Consider the following 12,550-nt stretch of genomic DNA (forward strand, 5'->3'; position numbering starts at 1 on the left):
GAACATGGACTTGACTCAGGTTTCCTCATCCTCCTCTTCACCCTCGCGGCCGCAGAAGACGTTCGCGAATGAGGCACTCAACGTCGCGCAGTATGACGAGCGGCCGTTTCTGAAACGGCTCGGTATCGTCGACTGGCTGTTCGCCGCCCTGCTGGTCGCGGGTGCCGGGTTCGCGCTGATGCGCTATTACCCGTTCATGAATTACTACGACAAGCTGGTGCTGTGCTGCGCAGTGCCGGTATTCGTCGTGCTGGGCTGGCGCTGGAAGCCCGTGCGCCCGCTGATGGTGGCCATCGCCGCGCTGTCGCTGCTGGCGATCCAGATCTATCACGGCGATCTCAGCCGTGCGGACAACGCGTTCTTCCTCAAGTATTTCCTGTCGAGCCAGTCCGCGATTCTGTGGATGAGCGCGCTCTTCGTGTTCGCCACCGTGTTTTACTGGATCGGCCTGCTGTCGCGTTCGCCGACCGGCGCCGCGATCGGTTCGAAAATGACGTGGGCCGCCGTGGTGATGGGCTTCGTCGGTTTGATGGTGCGCTGGTACGAGTCGTATCTGATTGGCGCGGACGTCGGTCATATTCCAATCTCGAACCTGTACGAAGTGTTCGTGCTGTTCAGCCTGATCACGGCGTTGTTCTATCTGTACTACGAGCAGCACTACAACACGCGTGCACTCGGCGCATTCGTGCTGCTGGTGATCGGCGCGGCGGTCGGTTTCCTGATGTGGTACTCGGTTGCGCGTGACGCACAGCAGATTCAGCCGCTCGTACCGGCGCTGCAAAGCTGGTGGATGAAGATTCACGTGCCGGCTAACTTCATCGGTTATGGCAGCTTCGCGCTGTCGGCCATGGTCGGCGTCGCGTATCTGGCCAAGGAGCGCGGCATACTGGCAGACCGCCTGCCGCCGCTCGACGTGCTCGACGACCTGATGTACAAGTCGATCGCCGTCGGCTTCGCGTTCTTCACGATCGCGACAATCCTCGGCGCGCTGTGGGCCGCTGAAGCATGGGGCGGTTACTGGAGTTGGGACCCGAAGGAAACGTGGGCGCTGATCGTCTGGCTGAACTACGCGGCGTGGCTCCATATGCGCCTGATGAAGGGCCTGCGCGGCGCGGTGGCGGCATGGTGGGCGTTGACCGGCCTGCTGGTGACGACCTTTGCGTTCCTCGGCGTCAATATGTTCCTGTCGGGGCTGCATAGCTACGGCAAGCTGTAAGATCCGCCGTTTTGATCCGACCAAGAACCGCCGCGTGTTTCGCACCGGCGGTTTTTTTACGTCTGGCGGAATATTTGCTGCATCCAGGGTGTTCGTTAGAACAGTACCTAGGGATGCTGGGCGTGTGGCGAAACGAGTCGATCATCAATATGGCCCCGTAAGATAGACAACCGATGGGCCGGCAAGGAGCAGCACGATGTGGATCAAGCGAAGCGACAGAATTCAACTTATCGGCGATGACATCGCGCGTAGCGAAATCACGCCGCAACGCGTCTTCGAGAATCGGCGGCGCGTTTTGCAAGCGGCGGGCGCATTGGCGCTCGGCGGGCTGATCGGCGTGAATGGCGAAGCGCTGGCGGCGTATTCGTCACCGGATCCGAAGGCGCAGAAGCTCGCCGCGAAGACCAATGCGAAGTTCGTCGCGCTCGACAAGATCACGCCGTACAAGGACATCACCACGTACAACAACTACTACGAGTTCGGCACCGACAAGGCGGATCCCGCGCAAAACGCCGGCACGTTGCGCTCGCGTCCGTGGAAGGTGAGCGTCGAAGGCGAGATCAGGAACCCGAAGGTGTACGACATCGACGAGTTGCTGAAGCTCGCGCCGCTCGAGGAGCGCGTGTATCGCTTGCGTTGTGTCGAAGGCTGGTCGATGGTGATTCCGTGGATCGGCGTGCCGCTCTCGGAGTTGATCAAACGTGTGCAGCCGACCGGCAACGCGAAGTACGTGCAATTCATCACGCTGGCCGATCCGTCGCAAATGCCCGGCCTGTCGACGCCGGTACTCGACTGGCCCTACACCGAAGGCCTGCGGATGGACGAAGCGATGAATCCGCTGACGCTGCTGACGATGGGCCTCTACGGGCAGGTGTTGCCGAATCAGAATGGTGCGCCGATCCGGGTGGTGGTGCCGTGGAAATACGGCTTCAAGAGCGCGAAGTCGCTGGTGAAGATCCGCTTCATCGACAAGCAGCCACCGACCAGTTGGAATACGTATGCGTCAAACGAATACGGTTTCTATTCGAACGTGAATCCGAACGTCGATCACCCGCGGTGGAGCCAGGCTACCGAGCGGCGTATCGGTGAAGACGGTTTCTTCACGCCCAAGCGCAAGACGTTGATGTTCAACGGCTACGGCGATCAGGTTGCGTCGCTGTATCAAGGCATGGATTTGAAGAAGAATTTTTGAGCGATGTGAACATGGCTTCCGATACGCAACCTGTTACCCGGACCGAACGCGGAGTGCCGCGAGCCGCGCAGGCGTCGGCCACGGTCGCCGCAAAGCGGCCCGCAAGCGGTGCGCGCTGGATCGTGCCGGCCAAGATCGTGGTATTTATTGCGGCGTGGTTTCCGCTCGCCCGCATCGTTCTGTTCGGCATGACCGATCGGCTGGGCGCGAATCCGATCGAGTTCATCACGCGTTCGACCGGGCTGTGGACGCTCGTTTTTCTTTGCATCACGCTGGCCGTGACGCCGTTGCGCCGACTGACCGGTGTTCCCGCATGGGTCCGGTTTCGCCGGATGCTTGGCCTTTACGCATTCTTCTACGCGACGCTCCATTTCACCACTTACCTGTGGTTCGACAAATGGTTCGATGTTGCCGCGATTCTCAAGGACATCGGCAAGCGGCCGTTCATTACCGTGGGCTTCGCTGCGTTCGTGTTGCTGATCGCGTTGGCGGTTACGTCACCGCGCGCGATGGTGCGCAAACTTGGGCGCCGCTGGCAGACGTTGCACCGCGCGATATATGTGATCGGCGGGCTCGCGATCCTGCACTTCTGGTGGATGAAGGCGGGCAAGCACGACCTGGTTTTGCCGAAGATTTACGGCGCGATCATGCTCGCGTTGTTGGGATGGCGTTTGATCGTCTGGCTGCGCGAGTGGAGGTTGAAGACGCGCTGACCACCCGGTACAGTGCACAAATGAAAAAGGCGATGCCGCAATGGCATCGCCTTTTTCATTTTGCTTGAGCGTTGATGTTTACGCCGGGAGAATTGTTTCGCCCGAAAACAGCTGCTTGACCTCTTCACGAGCGCGAACGACATACGCCTGTGTACCATCCACCATCACCTCGGCCGCACGCGGACGGGTGTTGTAGTTCGAGCTCATCACGAAGCCATACGCGCCAGCCGAGCGAATCGCCAGCAGATCGCCGGGTTCGACGGCGAGCAGACGCTCACGACCCAGCCAGTCGCCGCTTTCGCAAACCGGGCCGACCACGTCGTACACGTGCGCGGACATGTCGCGCTTAACGACGGCTTCGATCGCGTGATAGGCCTCGTACATCGCCGGGCGTGCAAGATCGGTCATCGCCGCGTCGACGATGGCGAAGTTCTTTTCCGCGCCCGGTTTCAGAAACTCGACCCGCGTCAGCAACACACCCGCATTGCCGACCAGTGAACGGCCCGGCTCGAAATACACTTCACGGTGCCCGTGGCCGCGCGCTTCGATACGATCCAGCACGGTGCGCACGAACTCGCCGATTTCGGGTGGGGTTTCGTCGTCGTATGTGATACCGAGACCGCCGCCGACGTCGATGTGGCGGATCTTCACACCGTCCTGCTCGATCTGCTCAACCAATTCGAGAACCTTGTCGACCGCGTCCAGATACGGTGAGACTTCAGTGATCTGCGAGCCGATATGGCAATCGATACCAACCACCTCGAGATGCGTCATCGCCGCGGCGGCTTGATACGTAGCGCGAGCATCTTCGAACGCGACGCCGAACTTGTTCGACTTCAGGCCGGTGGAAATATACGGATGTGTTTTTGCGTCGACATCCGGATTCACGCGCAGCGAGACGGGCGCCTTCTTGCCCATTTCCGCCGCGACCGCATTCAGGCGGTCGAGCTCGGGAATCGATTCGACGTTGAAGCACTTGACGCCCGCCACGAGGGCCTGGCGCATCTCGTCCGCATGCTTGCCGACGCCGGAAAATACGGTGTTTTCCGCTTTGCCGCCCGCAGCCAGCACGCGTGCCAGTTCGCCGCCCGACACGATGTCGAAGCCGGCGCCGAGACGCGCGAATACGTTCAGCACCGCAAGATTGCTATTGGCCTTGACGGCGACGTGCACGGTCGCGCGGCGGCCGGCGCAAGCGCCTGCATAGGCATTCCACGCTTCGGTGAGCGCGGCGCGCGAATAGACGTACAGCGGCGTGCCAAACTGCTCGGCGAGTGAGACGGCGGACACGCCCTCGGCGTGCAGCACACCGTCGACGTAATCAAATGCGGATCGAGTCATGCGAAAGTCTTATTGAACGGGAGTGGCGGCGGAGGCAGGTTGCACAGGCGTAGCAGCGGAGGCGCCAGCGGCGGGCGGCGCGGCAAGTTCGGTTTCCGGCGACAACGAGAGCGGCGCGCCGGAGGTATCCGGTATCTCACCTGCCGGGGAGGCATTCGGCGTACCCGATTTCACTTCACCCGATGACGCTGATGGCAGCGCTTGCGTGCGATCGACCGGCTTGGCCGGTAGCGGCGGTACGACGGGTAAATAGAGCGAACCTCGTTGTCCGCAGCCGGCAAGTGCACAACCTGCGAGAATGGCTAAACCCGCTACAATCGCGCGGCCGGGCGCCGCCGCGCGCATCCGAGATACGACTCGCATGACTGTCCCTGTATAAATAATCGATGGAGTTTAGCATGTCCGATAGTGATTACCTGACCCGCGCGGAAGCCGCGCTAGCCGCCATCGAACGCGCGCTCGACGACACGGAAGCCGACATCGAACTCGAGCGCAGCGGCAATGTCCTGACCCTCGAATTCGAGAACCGCACGAAGATCATCGTCAACCTGCAGCCGCCCATGAGCGAGATCTGGATCGCCGCGAAGGCGGGTGGTTTCCACTTCCGTTTCGTCGACGGTGAATGGCGCGATACCCGCAGCGGCACGGAGTTTTTCGCCGCGCTGTCGGAGTACGCAACGCAGCAGGCTGGCGAGCCGGTTCACTTTGAGGCGTAGAGCCGGCGGCTGAATCTGGTGCTGGCGAGGTTGCTCTGAGCGACCGCCGAAGCGAGCGCTCGACGGACACTTGCGCGCTGCTGGAGCCGCGGCTAAAACGGAGCGTCAGACACCCCCCCGAAGCTACCGTCCAAACGAAAACCGCCGCGCATTCAGCGCGGCGGTTTTTTTACGGATTTTGACGTCTCGTTCGAGACGCCTCGTTTAGTGCCCCTTGAACAGATTCATGATGTCCTGCTTTTCCTGTTCGCCGACTTGCTCGGGCGCCGCCGCCGCGGACGCGCCGCTCGCGTCGGCATCCAGCGCTGCCTGACTGATGCCGACAGTGGCGACGAAGCCATGGCCCGGCGTGAAATCCTCGAAATACAGTTCCGATCCCAGTTCAGTCACGCCGTCGGGCATGGGCATCTTGTATTCGGGCACGCCCTTGAGCGCGCGCGCCATGTAGTCGATCCACACCGGCAGCGCGAGGCCGCCGCCGGTTTCCTTGTCGCCGAGGCTGCGCGGATTGTCGTAGCCGATCCACGCGATGGCCGTGAGCGTGTGCTGATAGCCGGCGAACCAGGCATCGCGCGAGTCGTTGGTCGTGCCGGTCTTGCCGCCGAGATCGGTACGCTTGAGCACGTTGGTCTTCGCGCCCGTGCCACGTTGCGCGACGCTTTGCAGCAGGCTGTTCATCACATACGCATTGCGTGGTTCGATTGCGTGCGGCGCGCTCTGTTCGGCAACCAGCGGCTGCGCGTGCGCCACGACGATGCCGCGCTGATCGGTGACTTCAGCAATCAGATACGGGTTGACGCGATAGCCGCCGTTAGCGAACACCGAGAACGCGCCTGCCATCTGCAAGGGCGTGACCTGGCCCGCGCCGAGCGCCATCGGCAGATAGGCCGGGTGACGCTCCGCATCGAAGCCGAAACGCGTGATGTATTGCTGCGCGTACTTGGTGCCGATCTGGTTCAGGATGCGAATCGACACAAGGTTCTTTGACTTCTGCAGCGCGGTGCGCATGGTCATCGGACCGTCGAAACCGCCGCCGTAGTTCTTCGGTTCCCACGCCTGGCCACCCGTTTCCGCAGCGCTGAAAAAGAGCGGTGCGTCATTGATCACCGTGGCCGGTCCGAGCCCCTTTTCGAGCGAGGCCGAGTAGATGAAAGGCTTGAAGCTCGAACCCGGTTGACGCCACGCCTGGGTCACGTGGTTGAACTTGTTTTTGTTGAAGTCGAAACCGCCGACCAGCGCGCGAATCGCGCCATCTTGCGGCACCACCGAAACAAATGCGCCTTCCACTTGCGGCAGTTGCGTGACCGACCAGTTGCCGTCGTCGTCCTTCACGAGGCGGATGATCGCGCCGGGCCGCACGCGCTGATTCGGCTGCGCACGCGGGCCGAGCGCGAACTGCGCGAAGCGCAGCCCGTCGCCCTGAATGGTCACGGCGTTGCCGTCGATGAAGGTGGCCTGCACCTGCTTCGGGCTCGCCGACGTCACCACCGCGGCGACGATTTCGCCATTGTCAGGATGCTCGAGCAGCGCGTCGTCGATGGCCTGTTCGCGGTCGTCCGCATCGGACGGCAAATCGATGAACGCCTCCGGGCCGCGATAGCCGTGGCGCCGTTCGTAGTCCATGAGACCCTTGCGCAGCGCCCGGTAAGCAACGTCCTGATCGGCCGAGTCGATGGTGGTCACGACGTTCAGACCGCGCGTGTACGCTTCCTCGCGATACTGCGCGTACATCATCTGCCGCACCATTTCCGCGACGTACTCGGCGTGCACGCTGAACTCCTTGCCCGCGCCCTTGACGACAAGCGGCTGCTTGCTTGCCTCGTCGTATTGCTCCTGGGTGATGTAGTGCAATTCGTACATGCGCTGCAGGATGTACTCCTGACGGATCTTCGCGCGCTTCGGATTGACCACCGGGTTATACGCGGACGGCGCCTTCGGCAGACCCGCCAGCATGGCGGATTCCGCCAGAGTCAGGTCCTTCAGATCCTTGCCGAAGTACACTCGCGCCGCGCTCGCGAAGCCGTACGCGCGCTGACCGAGATAGATCTGATTCATGTACACCTCGAGAATCTGATCTTTCGTCAGCTTCGACTCGATCTTGTACGCGAGCAGCATCTCGTAGATCTTGCGCGTGTAGGTCTTCTCACTCGAAAGGAAGAAGTTGCGCGCCACCTGCATGGTGATCGTGCTGGCGCCTTGCGTGGCGTGACCATTGGTCAGTGCGACGAAGCCGGCTCGCGCGATGCCTGTGAGGTCGACGCCGCCGTGATCGTAGAAGCGTGCGTCTTCGATTGCCAGCACGGCTTTCTTCAGACTGTCCGGCACGTCCTGGATATGGACGACGTCGCGCCGTTCTTCGCCGAACTCGCCGATCAGCACGTGGTCGGCGGTGTAGATGCGCAAGGGCACCTTCGGCCGGTAGTCGGTTAGCGCGTCGAGCGACGGCAGGTTCGGTGTTGCTACCACCAGCGCATAGCCAAGCACCAGCAGCACGCACAGGATGCCGGCGACGATCAGACCCACAAAGCCCATGATGAGCTTGAGCCACAAGGGGCGTTTGCGCTTCTGCGGCGCGGGCGGCGGGGACGTAGGAGACGTGGATTGCATATGGACACCAAAAAACAGTCCCGCGATTATAGCCGCCTCGCTTTTCAGCTTTCGGCATGCTTACTGACAGTTCTTGACAAGTCAGTGTGCCGCGCAGGAATGACTTCACTGTAGACGCTTTGATGGCGTGCGGGGCACGCGTCACGCAACGTTAGCCATTTGGCTGAGTGTCGCGCGACGGCGCGGCTACGCACAATCCCTCCCTGTTACTCGCGCTCGAATGGTTCGTCGCGTGAGTGTGAAGGAGGGCGTGATGACGTTCAAAAATTCGTGGCTTCAAGATGTGCGACTCGGGGCGCAGCGCTTTGCTGCGGGGATCGATGTAGGTTCCCAGGCGGTGCGTCTGGTCGTGGTGAGTCAGCATTCGCGCACACGTGCCGCGCTGCGTATCGAATATGCGAGCACCGTGCCGCTTGGCGCCGGCGCGATGGCCGGCGCGGAGATCGCCGACCGCCACGCGGTGACGCGTGCATTGCGTGACGCATTCGCGGGTCTGCCGCGCGCGTGTGCGCCGCATGCCTTGAGCTGCGCGATGGCGCTGCCCGCCGCGGCCACATTGACCACCACCGTGCCGCTTACACGGCTCGCCGAGCTGAGCGGTTGCGCTGAAGACTGCGGGTATGAACTCGCCGAACTGGAACCGGCGGTGATGAGCGAAGTCGAGCGTATCGCAGGTCTCGAGAGGCACGCGCTGGCCGTCGACTGGTTCGTCGACGAAACGCGTTCGCCGGTTCGTTCCGTGACGATCGCCGCAACCGCCCGTCAGCATCTCGAAGCGCGCATCGAGTGCGCGGCGAGCGCGGGCATCTCGCTTACCGCGATTGACGGCGAGCCGCATGCAGCCTTGCGCGCAATGCGCTACGCGGCGAGCCAGGAACTCGATCCGCACGAGGCCTACGTCGCGCTCTGGATCGGCACGGACGGCGTCTATGGCTGGCGCATCGTCGACGACTGCGTGGTCCGCGAAATGCGTTACCCCGCGCCCGAGCACGCCGATCTCGCCGACGCGTTGCGCGACCTCGTGCAGGGCCCCGTACTCGACTGCGCGTTGTTGAGCGGTGAGGTCGACTTGCTCGACGGCGTGGGTTTCTCGATTGCGGATATTACCGACGTACTGGCTTGCACGGTGCTGCCGTTCGAATGTGCGGCGCTGGGTGCGCTTGCACCTCAACTGCACGACCCGCTGTTGCATGAGCCTGCCGCGGCGGTCGCATTCGGGCTGGCCTTGCGCGGGGTGCTCGAATGACGCGCGAACCGCGCTCCGGTTTGGATCTGGCGGAACCGAACACGCGGGCCTCTGCGCGGGGCGCACGCTTCGCACGGCCGTGGCTCGGCGGCTTCAATCTGCTGCCGTACAGGCAGCGCAATGCGCGACTCGCTCGCCGGCGGCGTCTGCTCGAATGGGTTGCTGCTGCGCTTGCCGGTCTTGTGGCCGTGCTCGCGTTGGTTGGGTGGCAGGCGTTCGAAAGGGCGCGGCTCGATGCGCAGCGCGCGTCGATCGAACAATCGCTCACGCAACTGGCCAAGCCGCTCGCGGAACACGCCCGGTTACTGCGGGCACAAGACGAACAGCGTCGAGGCGCGGCGCGCGCGCTGAGCTTGTCCGAGCCGCTTACGTATTTGCGCGACCTGCTGGACGCATTGAGTTTCGAACCAGGCGACGGCGTGGTGCTACAGCAGTTGCGGCAGCGCGAGCACGAAACGGAGTTGCTCGCGACCTCGCGCGGACATATCGCGTCGGCTGAGTGGCTCAAACGCCTGAGCGCGATCCGTGGCGTGCAGGGCGCGGAGGTGAGCGATCTGCATCGTTCGGCGCCCCGCAGCGGTGCTGTCGCGGCGGCTGGCGTGAGCGGCCCGATCGAATTCGGAGCGCATCTGCGCTGGGGCGACCCACCAAAGAAAACGGTCCCACCATCCGGCCCGCGGCGCAGCGTCCCATGAAGTCTGAACAATCTGGAGGTACGAAATGAGTACGACTTTTGCCGGGCTCGGCGGCGCGTCGAGCGCGCGGTTTTCTTTTTCCCAGTGGATCAAAGATGTGCGTTTGCCGCTCGTTGCGTGGAGCCGCCGGCGCCGTTGGGTGGTTGCGTTGCTGATCGCGGCGGTAGTGTTCGGACTTGGCTCGCATGGCTGGGTAGTGGCCGATCTCGGCGGGGTCGAGGCGAGCCGCACGGCACTGGAGGCGGCCACGCGGCATCTCGTGGATGCGCGCCGCGCGCTGGCGCAATTGCCTGCGCTGCGTCGGGAAGTTGCCGCGAGGCCAGGCGCGCAGCTGCCTGCGTCGTCGTGGACCTCCGCGGACGATGTTCAAATCGTGTCCGAACTGGCAGTGCAGAACGGTGTCTCGTTGCTCACGCTGGAACCGGGTGCCGCCAACGGTTCGGGTGCCGAAAGCATGCGCCCTGTGCAGCTCACCGCGCACACGGATTTCGTTCACCTGATGGCGTTTCTGCGCGGCCTGTCGGACTTGCCGGTGCTGATCGTTCCCGTCGACGTGACGGTCAACCGCGATGCCGCGTCGCTAGCGGTGAAGGCAACGCTGCATATTTTCGGTGCACTGAGGCCGGTGCCGTCAACCCCGGCTGCGGCCGCGTTTGCCGACGAGAGTCTCGATTCGGATGACGAAGAAGATATCGTGTTCTTCGATCCGTTCGCGCTCGTTCAGATGCGCGCGCCCGGCGAGCCGCAGGCTGACGCTTCTGAACTGCGCCTCGTCGGCTTGCTGCACGAGCGCACACGCGGACTCGCCTTGCTCGATACGCCGGATGGCGCGACCACGGTTGTGTCCGGACAGCAACTCGGTACCGAGCGCGTCACGCGACTCGACGCGCTCAGCATCACTTTGGCCAATGGTGGTGCGACGCGCACGCTGGCGTTGGCGGAGGCGTCCTGATGAGACTGATGAAGTCGCTCGGTCTGGCATTGTCGCGCGTTGGCGTTCGTGGCAACTCTGCTTTGGGCGTGTGTCGCGGCCTGCCCGCGCCAGCGCGTGGAGGCGTGTTTTGCGGTCCGCTTTACACGCCGGTCCGCAGCCTTTTTAGCAGCCTCGTCGCCGGCGTGGCGATAATTACGGGCATTGCGCATGCTTCGACCTCGCCGCCACCGCTGCCCGCCTACATGCCGCTCGACGACGCCTTTGCGCCAGCCGATGCCCGATACGACGTACCACCGCTGCCGCGCGGCGTCGTCGCCGAAGTGCCTAACCCGTTCCGCGACGAATCCGTCGACGAACCTGGCATATCGCGAGCCGCGGCAACCGCCGGGATCGAAAACGCCGCCGACGTGGCCGGCGGCGCAAATGCAAACGCAGAGGTAACCGCTGACACAGACGGCTCGGCGCCGCTGCGCAGGCAATCTGGAGCATCGGCGCGCGACGTCGCGACGGGAACCGCGACGCTCGAAGGGCCGCCGGTGCCGCTGCCTCCACTCGCGCGGCTGAGCAACACACTGAGAACGCCCGCCGACGCCAGACTCGCTGCCGACGACAAACCGATCTCGCTCAACTTCCAGCGTGCCGAACTTGGCGCGGTACTCAACGCATTCGCCCAGTTCACCGGACTGAACATCGTCGCGAGCGAGAGAGTGCGCGGCGCCGTTTCGCTGCGGCTCGACAAGGTGCCGTGGCGCACGGCGTTCGATACCTTGCTCGACGTCAATGGGTTGGCAATGGAGCGCCAGGGCAACGTGATCTGGGTCGCGCCGATCGCGGAGCTGGCCGCGCGTGAACGGCAGCGCTTTGAAGCGCATGCGAGAGCTGCGGACCTTGAGCCGCTCGCAAGCCGCACGTTCGAACTGCACTACGCGCGCGCCGAGGACGTGCGGCGTCTGCTGGCCGGTGCCGGCAACCAGCGGGTGCTGTCCAAACGTGGCGCCGCGACTGCCGATCCGCGCACCAATCTGCCGTTCGTCACCGATCTCGAAGCACGCCTCGCGCAAATCGCGGCGTTGCTTGCGTCCGTCGACCGGCCGACCCGTCAGGTGTTGATCGAAGCGCGTATCGTCGAGGGCGAGCATGGTTTTTCGCGCAATCTCGGGGTGCGGCTTGCCATGGCGGCCACCAATGCCGACGGTACTGCCCGGGGTTTGACAGGCGGCAAGGACGGGACCGTCTACGACCTGTCGGCCCGGCCGATTTCCGGTTTTGACGCCGCCACCGCCGGGCTGACCTTGTTCGCAGCCGGGGCGACGCGACTCCTGAACATCGAACTGAGCGCGCTGGAGGCCGAAGGGCGCGGCGAGATCGTCTCAAGCCCGCGGGTCGTGACGGCGGACCGGATGAAAGCGGTCGTCGAGCAGGGCACTGAGCTGCCCTATCAGGCGAAAGTCGGGCAGGGCGTGTCGGGCGTGCAGTTTCGCCGCGCCACGCTCAAACTGGAAGTCGAGCCGCAAATCATGCCGGACGGCAGAGTGGTGCTGGACCTTGATGTGGCGAAAGACAGCGTGGGCGAGCAGACCGATGCCGGCCCGGCGATCAACACCAAACACGTGCAAACGCGCGTCGAAGTCGAAGATGGTGGTACGGTGTCGATCGGCGGAATTTATGCGACCGACGACCGGGACGATGTGACGCGGGTGCCGGTCCTGGGCAAAATACCTGTTTTAGGTGCGCTTTTTCGCCATCGCGCCCATCGCGACCAGCGCAGTGAACTGGCAGTTTTCATCACGCCGCGCGTTGTTCAGACAAATTAGGGTCACGCTGCCGCCGCTGTCCAGCAGCGGCTTGCAGGCTCGACAAGGCGGCCGCTTTGCCAGTAAGCTGCGGCAC

The 12,550-nt window shown here is 63.3% G+C and carries 11 protein-coding genes; 8 read left to right on the forward strand and 3 right to left on the reverse strand.

Annotated features, from left to right (window positions below; all coding sequences use genetic code 11):
- Window positions 1–4 precede the first annotated feature (4 nt).
- The 3 genes from ccsB to msrQ all read left to right on the forward strand — a co-directional run bounded on the left by ccsB (window position 5) and on the right by msrQ (window position 3,121).
- Window positions 5–1,216 (forward strand): c-type cytochrome biogenesis protein CcsB, encoded by a 1,212-nt coding sequence (gene ccsB / locus PQR67_RS19535; RefSeq protein WP_408462607.1) that lies wholly within the window; start codon window positions 5–7, stop codon window positions 1,214–1,216.
- A gap of 196 nt (window positions 1,217–1,412) precedes the next feature.
- Window positions 1,413–2,408, forward strand: a complete 996-nt coding sequence (gene msrP / locus PQR67_RS19540) for a protein-methionine-sulfoxide reductase catalytic subunit MsrP (protein WP_408462610.1) — start codon at window positions 1,413–1,415, stop codon at window positions 2,406–2,408.
- Window positions 2,409–2,419: 11 nt separating this feature from the next.
- Window positions 2,420–3,121, forward strand: a complete 702-nt coding sequence (gene msrQ, locus PQR67_RS19545) for a protein-methionine-sulfoxide reductase heme-binding subunit MsrQ (protein ID WP_408462897.1) — start codon at window positions 2,420–2,422, stop codon at window positions 3,119–3,121.
- Between the two features lie 78 nt (window positions 3,122–3,199).
- On the opposite strand, the gene lysA is transcribed toward msrQ, so the two are convergent.
- Together lysA and lptM are read right to left on the reverse strand one after the other, a co-directional pair.
- On the reverse strand, window positions 3,200–4,462 hold the full coding sequence (gene lysA, locus PQR67_RS19550; RefSeq protein ID WP_408462613.1) for a diaminopimelate decarboxylase: 1,263 nt from the start codon (window positions 4,460–4,462) through the stop codon (window positions 3,200–3,202).
- Window positions 4,463–4,471: 9 nt separating this feature from the next.
- Window positions 4,472–4,825, reverse strand: a complete 354-nt coding sequence (lptM, locus tag PQR67_RS19555) for an LPS translocon maturation chaperone LptM (RefSeq protein ID WP_408462616.1) — start codon at window positions 4,823–4,825, stop codon at window positions 4,472–4,474.
- A 35-nt stretch (window positions 4,826–4,860) separates the two neighbouring features.
- Here lptM and cyaY point away from each other — a divergent pair, with 35 nt between their 5' ends.
- Entirely contained in the window at window positions 4,861–5,178 is a 318-nt protein-coding gene (gene cyaY / locus PQR67_RS19560) for an iron donor protein CyaY (RefSeq protein ID WP_211633109.1), read from the forward strand.
- 204 nt (window positions 5,179–5,382) lie between these two features.
- Here cyaY and PQR67_RS19565 read toward each other — a convergent pair whose 3' ends face one another.
- Window positions 5,383–7,785, reverse strand: coding sequence for a penicillin-binding protein 1A (locus PQR67_RS19565; protein WP_408462619.1), 2,403 nt, complete (start codon window positions 7,783–7,785; stop codon window positions 5,383–5,385).
- 253 nt (window positions 7,786–8,038) lie between these two features.
- Here PQR67_RS19565 and pilM point away from each other — a divergent pair, with 253 nt between their 5' ends.
- The 4 genes from pilM to PQR67_RS19585 are packed head-to-tail and all read left to right on the forward strand — an operon-like array spanning window position 8,039 to window position 12,474.
- On the forward strand, window positions 8,039–9,031 hold the full coding sequence (pilM, locus tag PQR67_RS19570; protein ID WP_408462622.1) for a type IV pilus biogenesis protein PilM: 993 nt from the start codon (window positions 8,039–8,041) through the stop codon (window positions 9,029–9,031).
- Window positions 9,028–9,726: a fimbrial assembly protein gene (locus tag PQR67_RS19575; protein ID WP_408462625.1), complete on the forward strand. Its 699-nt coding sequence runs from the start codon at window positions 9,028–9,030 to the stop codon at window positions 9,724–9,726. Before pilM ends, PQR67_RS19575 begins: the two co-directional genes overlap by 4 nt.
- Window positions 9,727–9,751: 25 nt before the next feature.
- Window positions 9,752–10,678 carry a hypothetical protein gene (locus PQR67_RS19580; RefSeq protein WP_408462628.1) on the forward strand — a complete coding sequence of 309 codons (927 nt, stop codon included), beginning with the start codon at window positions 9,752–9,754 and terminating at the stop codon, window positions 10,676–10,678.
- Window positions 10,678–12,474 carry a type IV pilus secretin PilQ gene (locus tag PQR67_RS19585; RefSeq protein WP_408462631.1) on the forward strand — a complete coding sequence of 599 codons (1,797 nt, stop codon included), beginning with the start codon at window positions 10,678–10,680 and terminating at the stop codon, window positions 12,472–12,474. The genes PQR67_RS19580 and PQR67_RS19585 overlap by 1 nt, the downstream gene beginning before the upstream one ends.
- The last annotated feature ends 76 nt before the right edge of the window (window positions 12,475–12,550 follow it).

Source organism: Paraburkholderia fungorum, assembly GCF_046026025.1.
GTDB classification, from domain to species: Bacteria; Pseudomonadota; Gammaproteobacteria; order Burkholderiales; family Burkholderiaceae; genus Paraburkholderia; species Paraburkholderia fungorum_E.